The organism is Olsenella phocaeensis (assembly GCF_048189965.1).
Classification (GTDB): Bacteria; Actinomycetota; Coriobacteriia; order Coriobacteriales; family Atopobiaceae; genus Olsenella_I; species Olsenella_I phocaeensis.
The window spans coordinates 87,049-105,303 of record NZ_DBEZHV010000015.1; the positions used below are offsets into that span (position 1 = coordinate 87,049).

Below are 18,255 nucleotides of genomic sequence, written 5' to 3' on the forward strand. Positions count from 1 at the left end.
GGTGTGCCTAGGAGATGACGCGGTAGCCTGCCTCCGAGACCACTTCCCTATAGGCGTCGAGGTCGACAGGCTGCTTCGAGAGGACGTGGGCAGTCCGCGTGTCGAGGTCGACGCGCGCCCAGGTGCCCTCAATCGAATCGAGGGCGTTCTCGACGTTCCGCGCGCAATTCTGGCAGCTCATGCCCGCAACGGTGAGGTCCGTCGCGTAAGGGTAGTGCGCCTCGTCAGTGTCCTCAATCCTCGTCGCGCGGAACTTCTTCCCACTCGGTTTGGCATCGCCCGAGCAGCAGTCACGCCTGCCAGTGGCAGTTCCCACGGCACGGCGCAGGCCAAAGAACATGCCAATCAGAACGGCGACGATGATGATGACGTCTACGACCATGCGATTCCTCCAAGGACCATAAGTTTGACGTGGCAAACTATAGCACTTGGCAAAATGACCATGCGAGGCGCGCAAGGCAGACGAGAAGGCCTACCCCTCAAAGCCAGCATCCTCAAGGAGGGATCCCAGCAGGCCGTCGGCGGCAGAGGTGGCAAGCTCGTCGCAGCGCTCGTTGAGCTCGGCCCCCGCATGTCCCTTGACCCAATGCCAGCTGAGCTCGTGGGGCTTCGCCGCCGCCAGCAGACGTTTCCAGAGGTCGGGGTTCTTGACCGGCTGCTTGCTGGCCGTCTTCCAGCCCTTCTTGAGCCACCCCCAGACCCAGCCCTTGTTGAAGGCGTTCACCACGTACTGCGAGTCAGAGTGGACTTCCACCTCGCAGGGACGCCTGAGCGCCTCGAGCGCGCTGATGACACCCAGTAGCTCCATGCGATTGTTCGTGGTGCGGCGATATCCCTGGGCGAGCTCCTTGACATGCAGCCCACCAGAGGGGTCGACGTAGCGCATGACCGCACCATAGCCGCCCGGTCCGGGGTTGCCACGCGAGGAGCCGTCCGTATAGACGACCACATGCATCATGGCTGGCTCCTCTCGCCTCCCGAAAGCCACCCCATGTGGCTTGCGTGGTGCGGGCCATTGTACGACAGAGTGGCAGCCCACGCCGCGTGGGCGGCCAGCCCCTACGCCAGGCTGCCCCTGTGACGCAACTCGACGATGAGTCCATGAGGGCCAAAGACACAGGCCAGCGCGAAGAGCAGGCCCAGGACCACGCCAATCATGCCACCCGAGGAGGCGTCGAGGACGTAGCTCGCCCAGATGCCCAGCACGGTGGCGATGGCGGCGACGAGCGGTGACAGCCACAGCATCTTCCAGAAGCTGTCAGTCAGCATGCGTGCCGTGGCACCCGGGGTGACGAGCATCGCCACGGAGAGGATGATGCCCACGGCCTGCAGCGACACCACGACGGTCACGGCGAGGGCGCCCAGGAGGACGCCACTCAAGAGCTGGGGTGACTTTCCCAGCGCCTGGGCGTGCATGGGGTCGAAGGCGAAGAGCACGAGGTCTCGCTTGAGCATCAGGAGCACCGCGAGCACGACGGAGGCGAGCACGATCACCTGATGCATGTCGGGCACACCGATGCCAAGGAGGTTGCCAAAGAGGATGTGTGAGAGGGACACCTGGCTGGGGACCTTCGAGATGAGCACGGTCCCCAGCGAGAACAGGGTGGTGAACACGATGCCCATGGAGGTGTCGGCGCGGATCTGCCCGCTCCTTCTCACCACACCGATGAGCGCCACCGCCAGAAGCGCCGCGACGACGGCGCCCACGGCGTAGGGAAGGCCCAACATGTACGAGACGACCACGCCGGGCAGCACGGCATGCGATATGGCGTCGCCCATGAGCGACCAGCCCACGTGTATCACGTAGCAGCTGATGACCCCGCAGACCAGGGCCGTGGCGAGGCCCGTGACGATGGCGCGCTGCATGAACGCGAACGAGAGCAGCTCGAGCACGGTCACGTCCTCCATCAGGCCACCAGCTCGCGTGCGCGATGGTCGTCCACCGAGAACGCGCGTGCCAGCATCTCCGGCCTGAGCGCCTCGTGGGCAGGGCCCTGGAAGACCACGGACCTCCTGAGGAGGATGACCTGATCGAATTCCTCCGCCACCATGTGCAGGTCATGCACCGCCACGAGCAGCGTGATTCCCTCACCCGAGAGTTCGCGCATGAGCGAGGCGAGCGTGGCCTCGGAGCTCTTGTCGACTCCGGCGAAGGGCTCGTCCATCAGCATGAACCGTGCCTGCTGCGCCAGGGCACGCGCGACGTACATGCGCTTGGTCTGCCCTCCCGAGAGAGAGGCGATCGGACGGTGGCGCAGGTCCTGCAGGCCCACACGCTCGATCGCCTCGTCCACTGCGGCATGGTCTGCGCGAGAGGGGCCACGCAGGGGGCCAATCCTGCCGTAGCGCCCCAGCATGACCACGTCCTCCACGGAGAGGGGGAAGCCCTCGTCCGAGACGTCACGCTGCGGCACGTATCCCACGAGCCCAAGGCGACGGGCCCGCGCGGAGTCGTGGCCGTCGAAGCTGACGCTCCCCCGCTGGGGCCTCTCGACGCCCATGATCACCTTCATGAGCGTCGACTTGCCTGCCCCGTTGGGTCCCACCAGGGCGCAGAGGCTGCCTCTCTCGAGACCGATGCTCACGTCCTCGAGCGCCGGATGCGTGGCACGCGAGTATCGCAGGGTGACTCCCTCCACGCGAAGGGAGTCACCTGAGGCGGCGTGCGACATCAGCGTGCTCCTCCCGTGAGGCCGTCCACGATGGTGCGGACGTCGTAGCGCAGCAGCTCGAGGTAGCTGGACACCACGCCACCCTCCTCCGAGAGGGAGTCGACGTAGAGCACATGCCGGGCATCCGTCGCGAAGGACGCGCCGGTCTCGTCCGCCACCTGCTGCATCGCCTTGGGGCTCACCGTAGACTCACAGAACACGCAGGGCACCTTGGACTCCCTCACGCGCTTGACCACGCCTGCGATCTGCTGGGGCGTGCCCTCGTCCTCGGCGTTCACGGGCCAGAGGTAGACCTCCGAGAGGCCGGCGTCACGGCAGAGGTACGAGAACGCACCCTCGCAGGTCACCAGAGTACGCTGGTCCTGGGGCAGGCCATCAAGGCCCTGCTCCATCTCGTCGGCAACGGACTGGAGCTCCCTCTTGTACTTCTCGCCGTTGGCCTTGTAGTCATCCGCATGCTCGGGGTCGAGCTCCGAGAAGGCCTTCACGATGTTGTCAACGTAGACCATGCCGTTCTTGGGCGACATCCAGGCGTGCGGGTTGGCGTTGCCCTGGTACTCGCCCTCCGAGATCTGCATGGGTTCAACTCCCTCGGAGAGGTTGGCGCGACGTGCGCTGGAGTCGCTCATGAACTTCTCGAACCAGCGCTCGAGGCCCAGCCCGTTCTCGAGCACGAGATTCGCTCCCTGGGCACGCTTGATGTCGTCGGGCGTGGGCTCGTAGTCGTGGATCTCGGCGCCAGGCTTGGTGATGGACTGGACGTCCAGATGGTCGCCGGCGACGTTCTGTGCCATGTCCTGGATGACGGTGAAGGTGGTCAGGACCACGGGCTTCTGAGCCGCGTCCTTCGTTGTGGCGTCCGTGGCAGGGGTGCCTCCCGAGCAGCCAGAGAGGGCGAGGCTCAGCATGAAGGCGCAGGCCAGGGCAACGATGCAGGGCAGTGCCTCATGGGCCAGAAGGGCGAGCCGCGCCGTGCGGCTCCCGTCGAGGGAGGCATATCGTTCCATGTAGCTCACGGGTCTTCCTTTCGAATCCCGACAAGGCCGAGTCCATATGACATTAGTTAGTCTTGTCTAACTTTATCGCCCACAGTGTATGACAGATAGTTAGACATGGCAAACTCATTGCCATGCAAAAAGGTCATTCTCCCCACGGAATGAGAGTGGGACCCTCTCCCCATACGGTCCTTGTGAGGAGAAGGTCCCATCTACCAGCGACGATGGAGGCTGCCAGCGTGGCCGCCCAACGTGGCCGTCCGATGCCCCCTACTTCGCCTCCGCCCAATTGGAGCCGAAGGAGACGTCGGCGATCAGCGGGACGCGCAGCTTCACGACGCCCTCCATGGTCTCCTTCACCAGGGCCGAGAGTGCCTCCACCTCGTCCTTCGGGCACTCGAAGTCCAGCTCGTCGTGGATCTGCAGCACGAGCTTGGAGCGCAGCCCCTCCTCGCGGAGCCGCGCGGCCACCTGGACCATGGCGATCTTGATGATGTCAGCCGCCGTTCCCTGCATGGGGTGGTTCATGGCGGTCCTCTCGCCAAAGGAGCGCAGCTGGAAGTTGCGGCTGTTGATGTCCTTGATGTGGCGCTTCCGTCCGAAGGACGTGGCGACCCATCCGTTCTTGCGGGCAAACTCCACCTGGGCGTCCAGGAAGGCGCGAACGCCGGGATACACCTCGAAGTAGCGGTCGATCATCCGCTGGGCCTCGTCGCGTGGGATGTGCAGCGAACTGGAAAGGCCAAACGCCTGCTGCCCGTAGACGATGCCGAAGTTGACCGCCTTGGCCCGGCTGCGCAGCTCGTGCGACACCTCCTCGACGGGCACGCCAAACACGCGCGCCGCGGTTGCGGCATGGAAGTCGGCGCCCTCGCAGAAGGCCTCGACCAAGTGCTCGTCGGCAGAGAGGTGGGCGAGCAGCCTGAGCTCGATCTGGGAGTAGTCACAGGCGAGGAACACGCTGCCCTCGGGTACGGTGAAGGCCGTGCGCACACGGTGTCCCAGCTCGGAGCGGGTGGGGATGTTCTGCAGGTTGGGATCGGAGCTGGAGAGCCGGCCGGTCGCCGCGACGGTCTGGTTGAGCGTGGTGTGGATGCGGCCGTCCTTGCGGATCAACGCGGGCAGCGCGTCCAGGTAGGTGCTCTTGATCTTGGCGCGCTCGCGGTAGTCGAGCACCGTGCGCACGCGCCTGTCCTCGCTCGCCAGGTTCTCGAGGGTCTTGGCATTGGTGGAATAGAAGCCCTTCTTGGTCTTCTTCAGCCCGAGGGTGGGAAGTCCCCACACGTCAAAGAGCACATGGCTCAGCTGCTGCGGGGAGTCGAGGTTGAAGTCCTCCCCCGCCGCCGCCTTGACCGCCGCGACCATCGAGCCGATCTCTTCCCCGAGTTCCGCGGACTGCGCCGCGAGTGCGGCGGGGTCGGCGTGCAGGCCGCAGCGCTCCATCTGCAGGAGCACCGGGAGCAGGGGCATCTCGAGCCCCTGGAAGAGCCTGAGGGAACCGTCCTCCTCGAGCCTGCGCGCGAGCTCGGGCCTAAGGAGGCGCGCCGCAAGCGCGTCGACGCCCGCCTTGCCGACCTCGTCCGTCGCGGCGGGCAGCGGCACGTCGAGGTACGCCCCGGCAAGGGCAACGGGCGAGAAGTCCGCATCGTCCGACGCCAGCAGGTAGCCTGCCACGCCGACGTCGAAGATGCGCGCGGCGTCCAGCTCGCCGACCTCGACGAGGGCGGGTTCGGCGGAGTCATAGGGGCAGGCCAGGTGCAGCAGGGCCTTCGCGTCGCCCGAAGCGAGCCGACCCTCGCGCGCGATGCGGGCGAGGGCGCTCGTGGCGTCGGAGGCGGCGAACTTGAGCAGCGCGGCCTCGGTGCTGACCCAGACGGTCAGGGTCTTGCCGTCGCCCAGGTCAAGCGCCAGCTGGCCACCAGGGCCCTCGACCTCCTCGAAGGAGGCGCCCAGCCACTCGCCGGCGGCAAGGGCGACGTCCAGGGCCTTGCGCGCGTCGTCGCCCTCGAGCGGGGCATCGAGGGCGACCTGAGGGGCCGGCGACTGCTCCGGGACGTCCTCGACGCCGGCAAGGCGCACGATGCGTCCGGTCATGCCCGTGAACCCAAGGGCAGAGAAGGCCTCGGCCACCTCTGCCGGGTCGAAGGTGGGAAAGCGAGCGTCCTTGAGCTCGAGCTCGAGCGGCGCGTCGGTCCGGATCGTGGCGACCTTGCGGCTAAGAAGGGCGTCGTCCACGTGGGCGCGGAGGTTCTCTCCCATCTTGCCCTTGACCTCGTCCGCATGGGCTATGACCTCGTCCAGGCTTCCGTACTGCACGATGAGGGCCGCCGCCTTCTTGGGGCCGATGCCGGGAACGCCGGGGATGTTGTCCGAGCCGTCTCCCTTGAGGCCGTAGAAGTCGGGCACGAGCTCGGGTGTGACGCCATGGTAGAGGTCGTCCACGCTCTCGGGCGTCATGATGGCGACGTCCGAGGTGCCCTTCTTGGTGGAGACGATGCGCACCCTCTCGGTCGCGAGCTGGTACATGTCGCGGTCGCCGGTGACCAGCAGCATCTGGTAGCCGGCCTCCTCTCCCCTGCGGGCGAGGGTGCCCAGGATGTCGTCGCCCTCCCAGCCCTGAAGCTCCGCCACGGGCACGTCCATCGCGCGGAGCAGCTCCTTGACCATGGGGAACTGCTCGTGGAGGTCGGGGTCCATGGGGGGGCGCTGGGCCTTGTACTGGGGCAGCATGTCAATACGGACCTGCGGCCGGCCCTTGTCGAATGCGCAGATGATGCCATCGGGGCGGAAGGTCTCGACGAACTTGACGAACATGTTGAAGAAGCCGAAGAGTGCGTTGGTGGAGCGTCCGTCCGGCGCGCTCATGGGCTGGCGGATGGCATGGAAGGCGCGGTGCATGAGCGAGTTGCCGTCGATCACGGCGATGGTGCGCTGCTCCGCGGGCTGCGCGGTGGGCTGGGCCTGGGCGGCCTCGGTGCTTGGCTGGTCTGGCATGGGTGCTCCTTGCTGTGGTCGAGGGACGTTCGCGAGCGCGATGGCCCCAGGCCACATTGTACCCGCGGGCCGGGACGGTAGCGGAAGGGGCGAGGAGCCTGGGATAGGATCCTCGACGACGTCCGGCGCGCGTCTCAGCTGCTCGAAAGCGTCCGACACGTCCAAGGCACCAGAGAACTCGCAGGTCGCGATTCTTGCTCAGACGCATTGGACGCTGTCGGACAAAAGTAGCGCGCGTTGGACGTTGTCGAACGGGACAGGCACGTTTTCGGCACGCCGCGCTCAAGCCAACCGTTCAGGACTCGCCCGAGATGACAGCAAACTGCAATCTCGAGCGAGTTCTGAACGAATCGGACGAGATAGGCCAGGCCACCCGGCCGGGACCCAGCCCGGCCGGACGACCCCGACCCCGCCGAATGCCTCCCGGCCCTACCGCACTGCGTCGGCCTCGGCCACGGCCTGCATGGCCACGGCGCCGACGTAGTTGACGGGCTGGCCGAAGTTGGGCTGGAAGAAGAAGTCGAAGCCCGCCAGCTCGTCGATGGTGTTGTGGTTGTGAATCGCGATCGACACCGCATTCGCGGCCTGAGAGATGTCATGCCTGCAGGCGAACTGCGCCCCCTTGACCTCGCGGGTCGTGGGGTCCCAGGTCAGGACGCAGGTCACGGGCTCGGTGGTGAGCATGAAGTCGGGACGGAAGTCCTGCACCAGCGTGGTGGAGGCGACCTCGACGCCACGCGCCGCAGCGCCCGCCACGGTAAGCCCCGTCGCCGCGAGCGAGAGGTCATAGAGCTGCACGGCCGAGGTCGCCTGCGTGCCCAGGTAGGCCTTCGTGGGCTCGACGGCGTTGGCCCCCACGAGCAGCCCCTGCCTCACCGCGTTGGTGGCCAGGGGGATGTAGTCGTCCTCGCCCGTGGGGTTGTAGAGCACGGTGGCGCTGTCACCCGCCGCGAACACGTCCTGACAGGGCTCCGCCTCGGGCATGCCGTCCTCGTCGAGCAGCGTCGCACGCATGTAGGGGTCCACCCTGATGGCCCCGTTGCACAGCATGTCCAGCTTGCCCTGGAAGAGCTCGGTCCGGGGAGAGAAGCCCGCGGCCATGATCAGGTAGTCAACGCGGCGCTCGACCCCACCACTCGTGACGCTGACCCCCGCCTCGTCCGCCTCGACCCTTTCGACCATCTGGCCGAAGGCCAGCTCCACGCCATGGTCGCGATAGGCTTCCTCGACCAGGCGGGTGACGTCCTCGTCGAAGTTCTTCGCGAGTGCGCGATCGAGGCCGTCGATCAGCGTGACCTTCGCACCCATGAGCGAGGCCTGCTCAGCGAGCTCGGCCCCGATGTAGCCCGCGCCCACGACGGCGACCGACCTGGCGTCGGCCATCCTCTCCTTGATCTGGCGACCGTCGTCCCAGTTCTTGCAGCGCAGGACGCGACCGGCCTGGAAGCCCTCCGCCAGGCCGGGAATGGGCGGAATCACGGGCTTGGAGCCGGTGGTGACGACGATCTTGTCAAACGGGAGGGTCCCCTCGCCCTCGCCGTCGAGCTCGCGCCAGGCCAGGGTCTTTGCCGACAGGTCGACGGAGGTCACGTCGCAGCGCATGTGCATGGTGGCGCCGAGCTCGGACAGGGCCGCCGGCGAGGAGTAGAACATGCGCCTGGGGTCCGACACGTGGCCGCCCACCCAGAGCGCGATGCCGCAGGAGAGGAACGAGAGCGTGTCGTTGCGCTCGAAGACGTGGACCTGCCAGTCGGGATGTGCTGCGAGGATCGACTGGGTGGCAAAGGTCCCCGCGTGGGTGCAGCCCACGACGGCGACGGTCAGGGCCCCATTCTTGCTGTCTGGCATCAGTGCTTCCCCTCTCTTCCGGTGGCGCTTCCTGCGCCCTCGTGCCAGCTGCGGGAGGGAATGCGGTCACTCTCGCCCCTGGCCTCTTCGCTTTAATGTTACCTAATTACTAACAGTTTTGAGGCGAGAGGGACGGACACATTTTGGGACAAGAGGGACGGCGGCCTTTGCGAAGACCCTCACGGGGATCGTCGCCCCACCCGCGAAGGACGCGTCCCCTCTCACCCAGCCACGCCAAGTCGCGAGCGCATGGGGCAGGCGGGGCACCCGAGCGCAGCCAATGCCCGCATTTCGTGTCGGTGGCCGTTCACTCCCCTTTAACAGGGGTCAGGTAGTGTACCTTTCGGAAAGAAACGCAGGCCCGGGCCACCGCGGAGCGCGGGCTCACAGGGGAATTGGGGGCACCATGTCAAAGGACAAGGTTTCCGAGGAATACGGCAGCCTGGTCTTCACGGACGCGGACATGCAGGACCGGCTTCCCAAGCCGACCTACCGCGAGCTCCGGCAGACCATCGACGACGGCAAGCCCCTCGACCTCGACATCGCCAACGAGGTCGCGCATGCCATGAAGGAGTGGGCGCTGGAGAAGGGCGCCACCCACTTCACCCACTGGTTCCAGCCTCTCACGGGCATCACGTCCGAGAAGCACGACAGCTTCATCAACCCCAAGGACGACGGCACCGTGCTCATGGCGTTCTCGGGCAAGGAGCTGGTCCAGGGCGAGCCGGACGCCTCGAGCTTCCCCAACGGCGGCCTGCGCGCCACCTTCGAGGCCCGCGGCTACACCGTCTGGGACCCCATGAGCCCCGCCTTCATCAAGGACGAGGTGCTCTGCATCCCCACCGCCTTCATCAGCTACACCGGCGAGGCGCTGGACAAGAAGACCCCGCTCCTGCGCTCCGAGGTGGCCCTCGAGAAGCAGGCCAAGCGCGTCCTGGCGCTCTTCGGCAAGGAGCCGCGGCGCGTGGTGACCACCTGCGGCCCCGAGCAGGAGTACTTCCTCATCAAGGAGGAGGACTACGAGGCGCGTCCCGACCTCATCCTCTGCGGCCGCACCCTCTTCGGCTGCGAGCCCGCAAAGGGCCAGGAGCTCGAGGAGCACTACTTCGGCGCCATCCGCCCCTCCGTCAACGCCTTCATGAAGGAGGTCGACGACGAGCTCTGGAAGCTCGGCGTGCCCGCGCGCACCAAGCACAACGAGGTCGCGCCCTGTCAGCACGAGCTCGCACCCATCTTCGAGCAGGGGCCGCTCGCCATCGACGACAACCTCATCACCATGGAGAAGCTCAAGCTTCTGGCCACCCACTACGGCCTGGCCTGCCTGGAGCACGAGAAGCCCTTCGAGTACGTGAACGGCTCGGGCAAGCATGACAACTGGTCTCTTTCCGCCGACGGCGAGAACCTGCTCGAGCCAGGGGACAAGGCCGAGGACAACCTGCAGTTCCTCGTCTTCCTCGCCTGCCTGGTCGCGGCCGTCGACGAGCACGCCGACCTCTTGCGCGCCTCCGTCGCGTCCGCGGGCAACGACCACCGCCTGGGCGCCAACGAGGCGCCCCCGGCGATCATCTCGGTCTTCCTGGGAGACGCGCTCTCGCCCGTCGTCGACGCGCTCATCCGCAAGGAGCACGCCGAGTCCCACGACCGCGAGCTCGTCGACCTGGGGGTGCCCGCCCTACCCGACGTGCTGCGCGACAACACCGATCGCAACCGCACCAGCCCCTTCGCCTTCACGGGCAACAAGTTCGAGTTCCGCATGTGCGGCAGCCAGCAGAACCTGAGCGACCCCAACGTGGTGCTCAACACCGCCGTGGCCGAGCAGTGCGACCGCTTCTGCTCCTACGTGGCGGACCGCATCGGCGAGCTGGGCGACTTCACCCAGGTGGCCATGCGCTTCGTGCGTCACACCTTCCGCGACCACCAGCGCGTCATCTTCGACGGCAACGGCTACGCCGACGAGTGGGAGGAGGAGGCGGCCCGGCGCGGGCTCCTCAACCTCAAGACCACGCCCGACGCCCTCCCCTGCATGATCGAGCCCCAGAACATCGCCTTCATGGAGAAGTACTCCGTCCTCAGCGAGGCGGAGAGCCGCGCGCGCTACGCCGCCGCCGCCGAGCAGTACGCGAAGCTCAGCAACATCGAGGCGAACACCATGGTCTACATGGCGCGCCACCTGTACCTGCCCGCCCTATTCAGCTACTCGGGCGACATCGCGACCTCCGTCGCCGCCAAGGCCGAGATCGGCATCGCCGCGACGGCCGAGAAGGCCACCGTGGTCGCGCTCACCGACGGCATCAACGCCATCCACGAGGCCGTGGCAGAGCTCGAGGAGAAGAACTCCCACGCGCATGGCATCGCAAGCTGCAAGGAGCAGGACGACTTCTACCGCGACGAGGTCATCCCCGCCATGGCGCGGCTGCGCGAGCTGGTGGACGGCATGGAGAGGATCTGCGGCAGGGACTACTGGCCCGTGCCCAGCTACAACAGGATGCTCTTCTACGTCTAGGCCGCCGCGCGTGCGTGCTGTCCGCAAGTGCGTCCGTCGCGTGTCTCACCTTGCCGACGACGTCCAACGCGTGTCTCATTTCATTGACAGCGTCCAACGCGTCTGATGCCTCCGCGTTTGCCCAGTTGGCGAGCGGCGCTCAGACGCGTTCGACGTAGTCGAACATCAAATAGACGCGCCGAGCGTAGTCGCGCACTGGGTTGACGCGTTCGACGTAGTCGCATAGCGGACAAACGCGTTGGACGTAGTCGCGCGGCAGACGAACGCGTTCGACGTGCTCGCCCCACCCACCTCGCACGGCGAAGGGGCGCGCCGTCTACCCCAGGAAGGCCCTCAGGCCGATGATGACGAGCACGACGCCGCCCGCCACTTCGACGCGATCTCCCAAAAGGCAGCCGAGCCTGCGGCCGATGGCAAGCGCGACCACGCAGCAGGCTGCCGTGGTGAGGCCGATGACGCCCACGGCAAGCGGCAGGTTGACGGCCATGGCCCTGAGCGACACGCCCACGGCGAAGGCGTCGATTGCAGTGGCGACCGCCTGGAAGAGCAGCGTGGCAATGGTCAGGCGAGAGGCGCTCCCGTCCTTCCCCGAGACCACCGCGACCTGGCAGGCCTCGCTGGAGCTTGGGTCCATGAGCGCCGCCGCGCCCTCGCGCACCATGTTGCCCCCGATGACCCCCAGGATGACCAGGGTCACCACTCCGGAGTAGGCCTCGATCAGCTCCGCCGCGAGCTCTCCCAGGTAATAGCCCAAAAGGGGCATGAGCGCCTGAAAGGCACCGAAGAAGAGCGGCATGAGCAGCAGGCGCGAACGGCGCTCGCCGCCGTACACGAAGCTGTTGGATATGGTGACGGCGAAAGCGGCGGCGGAGAGCGCGAGGCCCAGGATGAATATTCCTGCGATGGACACGGCACAACCCCCCAACTGCGCTCGCGATTTTGCACAGAAACGCGATTGTACGACTGCCCGGCCCGATGGGACGGACTCGATGCCACGGTCACAAAATGGTCTACCCTGTAGCCCAGTCATCCGCATGGGACGAGGCAAGGAGCAGCAGGATGCCGGCACTTATCACGCACCACCTGTTTGGCGAGGAGGCGGCCGCCCTCCTGCCCCAGGGGATTCTGGCAGACGAGCAGGACCTCCTAGCCTTCCTCCTGGGCAACCAGGGTCCCGACCCTCTCTTCGCGCGCTTCTCGACCCTTCCCCGGACGGCTGCCACCTGTCATCGCCTAGGCAGCCTCATGCACGGCCAGAAGGTGCTCGACGCCTTCCTCGCCCTGCGCGACGCCGTGAGCCACCTGCGCGAGGACGACAAGACCTGTGGTCGCGCCTTCGCGCTGGGCATGCTCAGCCACTACGCACTGGACAGCGGCTCCCATGCCTTCGTGTACGCCCAGCAGGCGGCCATCATCGCGGCGGCGGACGGGCTCGAGGACGCACAGAGCGAGGTCCACAGCCTGATCGAGACCGACATCGACAGCTGGCTCCTCTGGGAGCTGCGCCGTCAGACCGTGGTCCAGGCGCCTCCCGCCGACATGCTGGCGCGCACGGAGCGCATCGACCGCGTCGCGGGCGCCCTGCTCTCCCAGCTGGCCTGGCAGGTCTACGGCGTCTCCCTCGACGCGGAGGAGTACGCCGGCTGCACCCACGACTACGAGCTCCTGTACCGCGCCATCGAGCCCGTGGGCTCGCCTCGGGGTCGTGCCCTCATGGCAGTGGAGAGGCTCGTGCGCCCTCACTCCAAGCTGGCGTCCCTCGCCCATCCCGTCTGGGAGGGCGGAGACTGCCCTGCCGCAAACCTGGACCGTCACGAATGGGCGGACCCCTCGACGGGAGAGCGGCGGTTCGAGAGCTTCCCCGACCTCTTCTATGCGGCGTTGGACGCCTGGCCCGACCTGGCGGAGGCCTTCGTCACGCGCGACGTCGAGGCCCTGCGGGAGCTGGCGGGACGCGTCGACTACGACGGCAGGCCCCAGGAGGCCTAGCGGCCTGGGCAGCGCCCGAGCAACCTGACGACCGGCGGCATGCGGCCCGGTCCGGAGCCTGGGGCAAGGAGGCCCGAGCGACGTGGGCCCGCAGCCTGGCTCGGCGGCGCGAGCGCGTGGCGCCGCCCCTCTCCCCTACTCTTGGGGACTCTGGGGACGGTGGCCCTCCGCACGCGAGGCCCTGCCCCTGCCAGCAAGGTAGTCTGCCGAGCTGATCTGCAGGCCGCGACTCCTGCCCAGGCGGCGCTGCTCCCGAAAGACGCGCTGCCGTTCCTGGTAGGCCCTGCTGTGGCCCTCCACGACCTCGGTGAGGCTGCCCTCCCCGCGCGCGACCTCGAGCACGGCGCTCGCCACGTCGGCGTCGTCTGCCACACGGACGAAGGAGGTCAGCACGGGGATGCCAAGCACCGTGAGGGCGGCTGCGGTGACCAGCACCGACGCACTCTGCGACGCCATGACGCCGCCCTCGACGGCAACGGAGGTCACGGCGACGACCAGCGGCAGCGCCATGGTGCAGTAGGCCGCGGCCGAAACGAGCTCGCGCCAGCTCAGGTCGCGCGTCTTGGGGTCGAGGTGCAGCGATAGTGCCACCATGACGCCGCGCACCAGGACCAGCGCGCCCATGAAGCCAAAGAGCAGGGGCAGGTTCTGGGTGGCGGCGGCAAGGTCGATCCCCGCGCCCGAGATGACGAAGAAGGCTGGCTGGAAGAAGCCATTGGAGATGATGTCGATCTTCTCCTCCATCTGCTCGTTGCCCTCGGGGAAGAGGGCGCGCAGGATGAAGCCAGCGGCGAAGGCGCCGAGCGCCGCGTCGAAGTCGAAGTAGGTCGCCGCCAGGAGCAGCAGCACCAGCACGGCCGACACCATGCGCAGGAGGGGCTGCGAGGCATGGCCCACGTCGTTGACCAGGAAGTGCCAGAAGCGTGCGCCGGCACCCTTCGCCCTGGCGGAGAGACCCAGGACCAAGAGGGCGATGAGGCCGAAGGTGGCGAAGCTCGCGAGCGTGCCCACCGTGGAGCGAGACGAGAGCAGAAAGGACATGGCCACGACGGGAAGGAGCTCCCCGAAGGCGCCGTGCACGGTGACCAGGCGGCCGACACGGGTCTGGGTGAGGTCGCGGTCGCGCAGGATGGGCGCCAGGGTGCCGTAGGCGGTGGTGGTCATGGCGATGGCGAGCGCCATCCAGGCTGCGGGGTCCGAGAGCCCCAGGTTGGCGAAGAGCGGGACGAGGGCACTCCCCACCGCGAGCGAGGCCACCCACGACGCGGCGGCAACCCGACCGGAGTGCCCCACCAGCTCGCGGGGGTCTATCTCGTAGCCTGCCTTGAGGAAGAGGAAGCCCAGGCCAAGGTCGCTCACCAGGCTGAGCGCGATGCTCGAGGTGTTGATCAGCTTGAGCCCATGCGCGCCCAGGAAGGCGCCGGCGAAGACGAGGAAGACGACCTCGGGCACGGCACGGCCGGGAACGAGGCTGGCGAGGAAGGGCGCGAAGGCACAGACGGCCAGGATGAGCGCCAGGGAGAAGAGTATCGTGTTCATGCCGTCACTATAGCGCCCCCACGTGTGCAGGACGTGGGGGCGCCGTTCGCTCCAACTCCTATGTCCCGTCCCGCGCAGCCCATCTGCGAACTGCTCAGGATGATCAATTTACCTGGTTATTCTCTCTTTCGCGCGCAAACTGGCCGTAATCTGCGCGGTTAGCGCCCGAGTCACCGGCCATCAGGCGAGAGGAGCCCCGGATCGATCCGCGCGTCGCCCGAAGTCGAGCCGCCTCCGGGGGCGAACCCTGGCTGGCCCGGGCCCGTCTGGCCGCCTCCGCCCTGCGGAGCACCGCCGCTCATGGCGGCGCTCACGTCGCTGTAGGTCGTGCCATCCATGGTCACCTCGGTCGAGCTGCCTCCGACCTCAAGGCTGTAGCTCTTGCCGGACTCCACGCCCGGAGCGCTGGCCAGCACGCAGGCGAAGGACTTGGCAGGCGAGAAGGACGCGAGCGTCTCTCCGCCGGAGTCCTTGAGGGTCACCACATCACCGGCGTCGCCCGAGGCTGCGACCAGCATGCTTCCCTGCGAGGAGGAGGCCGAGAAGCCCTCGGCCATCCCCGCGGAGCCCGCCGCGACGACGATGCCGCCCGATATGGTGGCCGTGGCGCCGTCGCCGTAGTCTACGGCCCCATCGCCGTCGCCGGTGGGGCCGCTCACGTAGGTCTCGCCCCCCGTGATGGTGAGGTCGCCGTTGGAGTCGATGCCGTCGCCCCCGGCGTTCACCACCACCCTTCCGCCACTGATGAGGATGGATGCGCTGGAGTCGGAGCCCATCATGCCACCGCTCGGCGCCGACGGTGCCTGACCGGACTGGGCGGGGTCCGTCACGCTCGTCGAATCCGTCGAGCTCGTCACGCCCGTAGCGCCCGTAGACCCCGTCGGGTCGCCTGCCGCGTTGAGGCCGTCATCGCTCGAGACGACGCTCGTCTCGCCGCCCGTGATGCTGACGCGCGCGCCCTCGACGCCCTCGTAGCTCTGGGTGACGTTGACGCTGCCACCGTTGATGGCGAGGTCGTACTCGGCGTGGAGCCCGTCGTCCTGGGCGGCGACGCTCACGCTGCCCCCATCCACCTGCAGGACCGAGCCCGCGTCGATGCCGTCGCTGCCCGCGGTGATGCCCAGCGAGCCTCCGGCGAGGTAGACGTAGCCCTTCGAGGGGTCCTCGTCGTTCTCGGCATGGATGCCGTCCGTGCCTGCCGTGAGGGTCCAGGCGCCGCCGTTGACGCGGACGCTGTCGTTGGCCTGGATGGCATGGCCCGCCGCGCTCACGTCCACGATGCCGTCCACCAGCCGCAGGTCGTCCCTGCAGACGATGCCATGGCCCTGCGAGCTCGAGACGCTCAGGCTGCCATCGCCGTTGATGGTGAGGTCTGACTTCGAGAAGACGGCGCCGTCCACGTTGCCATAGTCCGACTCGACGTCCGCACCGCTTGCCGTGAGGGTGTTCTGGCTGCCCTGGGCCAAGGTCAGGAAGACCTTGTCGGCCTGCGTCACGACGAGGGCGGCGCTCGAGGAGCTGCCCACGCTCGCGCCGTCGAGCACGACCTGCACCTTGTCCTCCTCCCCCGCGCTCACGACTATCCGCCCATCCGACAGGCTGCCGCTGACGACGTATGTGCCGCCCTCGGTGATGGTCACGGTACCGCCGTCCACGCTCGCCCCGCCGCCAGTGACCTTCGACCCCGAGTCGGCGAGCTCGACGCGCGTGGCGCCCGACTCGTCATAGCTGGCGTCGAGGTCGCGGTCGGTGAACTGGGAACTTGCATCCACCAGGCTGATCGCCGTCCCACTCGCAACGGAACTGGTCGATCCGGACTCCGTCGAAGCGCCCGTCGCAGTCGATGACTGCACGGCGCTTGCGGTGCAGCCTGTGAGCGGGGTCGCAGCGAGGGCGAACGCCAAGCCTGCGACGATGACGCCACCACGAAGGCCATGCATACGCCCCTGGGAAGTGGCCGCGACCAATCCGCACCTCTCCCCTTGTCCGAAGTCACCCGTGCGAGCCCCCGTGGGCTCCCCACCTTCGTTGCGTCTCCTACATCTCATTTCCCGCCACCTCCCGATGCGCAAGGGCAACCTCGAGGTTGCCGTTCCGGCAGCGCAGCTCGTCCATGAGGGGCCGCCCCTGCTCCGGTTCGCGCAGACAGACGTCGTAGACGAGCTTGTAGAGGCTGCCCATGTTGGTGGTCTTCACCGAGACGAGCTCATGCTGGCTGGTGTAGCGCTCGAGTAGGTCGTCGAAGGCGTGGGTGTGGTCCAGGTCCTCGGGAATGGTCACGCGCAGGCTGAGGTGATCGTCCTCGGTCCCGTGGCCGAAGTCGACTGCCTGGAGAACGAGGTTGCAGCCGCCTATGGCCACGGTCACGATCGCGGCGAGCGCCAGGTAGCCCATGCCGCAAACCAGGCCCAGGGCCATGGCCAGGAAGATGTAGGCGATGTCGCGAGCCTGGCCGGGGACGCTGCGAAAGCGCACCAGGCTAAAACCTCCGGCAACTGCGACGCCGGTCCCCACGTTGCCGTCGACCATCATGATGACCACGGCGACGATGGCGGGAAGGGTGACCAGGGACATGGCAAGGCTCCGGGTGTGTCGGCCGCGGTAGCCGTAGATGAGGGCGAGGGCGAGCCCCAGCGCCAGGGCCACGAGCATGCAGACGACGAACTCGAAGGCGTCCTGCGCCGTGGTGGCGTTGCTGAGGTTCGTGTCGTTGAAGAGCGTCTCGAACATGGCTGGGTTCCTCCTCTAGCCTCGTTGGATGACGTAGGGCGCTATGCCGCGGCGAAGCTTGGCACGGACCTGCTCGCCGGCGCGGGGACCCGACACCAGAGGCAGACCTTCCCTCCCGCCTGTCGACAGGACCTGCTGGCACAGGGGACGACGGGAGGACTGAAGTCGCCAGGCGGCCCCGTACTTCGAGAAGCTCGCCTTGAAGATCCTCTGGGAGCCAAGGAACTCGACCATCCAGAGGGGCAGGGCCTGGCTGCTCTTGAGCTCCATCAGCGTCTCGCCAGGGGAAATGAGCAGCTCGCCGTCGGTGGGGCCCGCCAGGCTCACGTCGTCCCAGCGGCAGCGGATGCCTTGGTCGAGGGTGACGCGGAAGTCATGGTCGCCGCGGGCGAAGAAGGCCTCTCGCTCGTAGGCGAGGTACATCGCCGGACGCAAGCCTTCGTAGACGGACGCCACCGTGGCGATCTCGCGCTCGATTTGCCCCTGGGGTGCCCGCTCGCCGACGAGCGTGGCCTCCGCGGCGGCGAGGGGAAGGGTCGCGCGACGCTTGTACACCACCCCATCGAACTTCTTCTTAAGCTCGATGAAGACGAGGGAGGACTCGCGCGCGGGCACGTAGCTGCGCAGTCGGAGCTTCTCCTTGTAGAGCGGGTGCTCCTCGGAGCGTCGAGCCAGAAGGTGGGTGGGGGTGTCGTAGTAGACGTTGCGCACGGTGGACGCCCCATGGGCATCAGGCTCCATGTGTGCCGCCAGGAGCTCTTCGAGGAGCCTGCGCTGGTCCTCCCGCAGGCGGTACTTGAGCTCGTTGCGCTTGAAAACGAACTGCATGCTGCCTCCTCTCCTCGCCCAGCTCAGGGTGGCCGTCACGGCGTCTGGAGGCTGGGTTGGAGGCATTATGCGAATCGAAATCGTAAGCTAGCTTAAAATCCATGGCAGCCCACCAAAGGGCGACCACGTTCTTGGTAATCTGAAACTAGATTGACAA

At 67.2% G+C, this 18,255-nt stretch carries 14 protein-coding genes; 2 read left to right on the forward strand and 12 right to left on the reverse strand.

Annotated features, from left to right (window positions below; genetic code table 11):
- Nucleotides 1-7: 7 nt before the first annotated feature.
- The 7 genes from ACMPH2_RS07685 to ACMPH2_RS07715 form a co-directional block, all read right to left on the reverse strand.
- Entirely contained in the window at nt 8-382 is a 375-nt protein-coding gene (locus tag ACMPH2_RS07685; protein WP_062529664.1) for a heavy-metal-associated domain-containing protein, read from the reverse strand.
- Nucleotides 383-472: 90 nt separating this feature from the next.
- Nucleotides 473-958, reverse strand: coding sequence for a ribonuclease HI (rnhA, locus tag ACMPH2_RS07690; RefSeq protein ID WP_417119108.1), 486 nt, complete (start codon nt 956-958; stop codon nt 473-475).
- Between the two features lie 101 nt (nt 959-1,059).
- On the reverse strand, nt 1,060-1,908 hold the full coding sequence (locus ACMPH2_RS07695) for a metal ABC transporter permease (protein WP_417119109.1): 849 nt from the start codon (nt 1,906-1,908) through the stop codon (nt 1,060-1,062).
- Nucleotides 1,908-2,672, reverse strand: coding sequence for a metal ABC transporter ATP-binding protein (locus ACMPH2_RS07700; RefSeq protein WP_417119110.1), 765 nt, complete (start codon nt 2,670-2,672; stop codon nt 1,908-1,910). The genes ACMPH2_RS07695 and ACMPH2_RS07700 overlap by 1 nt, the downstream gene beginning before the upstream one ends.
- Nucleotides 2,672-3,679, reverse strand: coding sequence for a metal ABC transporter substrate-binding protein (locus ACMPH2_RS07705; RefSeq protein ID WP_417119140.1), 1,008 nt, complete (start codon nt 3,677-3,679; stop codon nt 2,672-2,674). Before ACMPH2_RS07705 ends, ACMPH2_RS07700 begins: the two co-directional genes overlap by 1 nt.
- Nucleotides 3,680-3,937: 258 nt before the next feature.
- On the reverse strand, nt 3,938-6,661 hold the full coding sequence (gene polA, locus ACMPH2_RS07710; RefSeq protein ID WP_417119111.1) for a DNA polymerase I: 2,724 nt from the start codon (nt 6,659-6,661) through the stop codon (nt 3,938-3,940).
- A 429-nt stretch (nt 6,662-7,090) separates the two neighbouring features.
- Complete coding sequence (locus ACMPH2_RS07715) at nt 7,091-8,509, reverse strand: NAD(P)/FAD-dependent oxidoreductase (protein ID WP_417119112.1); 1,419 nt, start codon at nt 8,507-8,509, stop codon at nt 7,091-7,093.
- Between the two features lie 406 nt (nt 8,510-8,915).
- Between ACMPH2_RS07715 and ACMPH2_RS07720 the strand changes: the two genes are divergently transcribed.
- Complete coding sequence (locus ACMPH2_RS07720; RefSeq protein WP_417119113.1) at nt 8,916-11,012, forward strand: glutamine synthetase III family protein; 2,097 nt, start codon at nt 8,916-8,918, stop codon at nt 11,010-11,012.
- A 316-nt stretch (nt 11,013-11,328) separates the two neighbouring features.
- Here ACMPH2_RS07720 and ACMPH2_RS07725 read toward each other — a convergent pair whose 3' ends face one another.
- The gene (locus ACMPH2_RS07725; RefSeq protein ID WP_062529651.1) at nt 11,329-11,922 is read right to left on the reverse strand and encodes a manganese efflux pump MntP; all 594 of its coding nucleotides are present in this window, start codon (nt 11,920-11,922) and stop codon (nt 11,329-11,331) included.
- Between the two features lie 149 nt (nt 11,923-12,071).
- Here ACMPH2_RS07725 and ACMPH2_RS07730 point away from each other — a divergent pair, with 149 nt between their 5' ends.
- Complete coding sequence (locus ACMPH2_RS07730; protein ID WP_417119114.1) at nt 12,072-13,001, forward strand: zinc dependent phospholipase C family protein; 930 nt, start codon at nt 12,072-12,074, stop codon at nt 12,999-13,001.
- A 135-nt stretch (nt 13,002-13,136) separates the two neighbouring features.
- On the opposite strand, the gene ACMPH2_RS07735 is transcribed toward ACMPH2_RS07730, so the two are convergent.
- From ACMPH2_RS07735 to ACMPH2_RS07750, 4 genes are all read right to left on the reverse strand, one after another.
- Nucleotides 13,137-14,540, reverse strand: a complete 1,404-nt coding sequence (locus tag ACMPH2_RS07735; protein WP_417119115.1) for a cation:proton antiporter — start codon at nt 14,538-14,540, stop codon at nt 13,137-13,139.
- A 170-nt stretch (nt 14,541-14,710) separates the two neighbouring features.
- Nucleotides 14,711-16,312, reverse strand: coding sequence for a carbohydrate-binding domain-containing protein (locus ACMPH2_RS07740; RefSeq protein ID WP_417119116.1), 1,602 nt, complete (start codon nt 16,310-16,312; stop codon nt 14,711-14,713).
- A gap of 265 nt (nt 16,313-16,577) precedes the next feature.
- Complete coding sequence (locus ACMPH2_RS07745; protein WP_062529642.1) at nt 16,578-17,270, reverse strand: DUF4956 domain-containing protein; 693 nt, start codon at nt 17,268-17,270, stop codon at nt 16,578-16,580.
- Between the two features lie 15 nt (nt 17,271-17,285).
- Nucleotides 17,286-18,098 carry a polyphosphate polymerase domain-containing protein gene (locus tag ACMPH2_RS07750; RefSeq protein ID WP_417119117.1) on the reverse strand — a complete coding sequence of 271 codons (813 nt, stop codon included), beginning with the start codon at nt 18,096-18,098 and terminating at the stop codon, nt 17,286-17,288.
- Nucleotides 18,099-18,255: the final 157 nt, after the last annotated feature.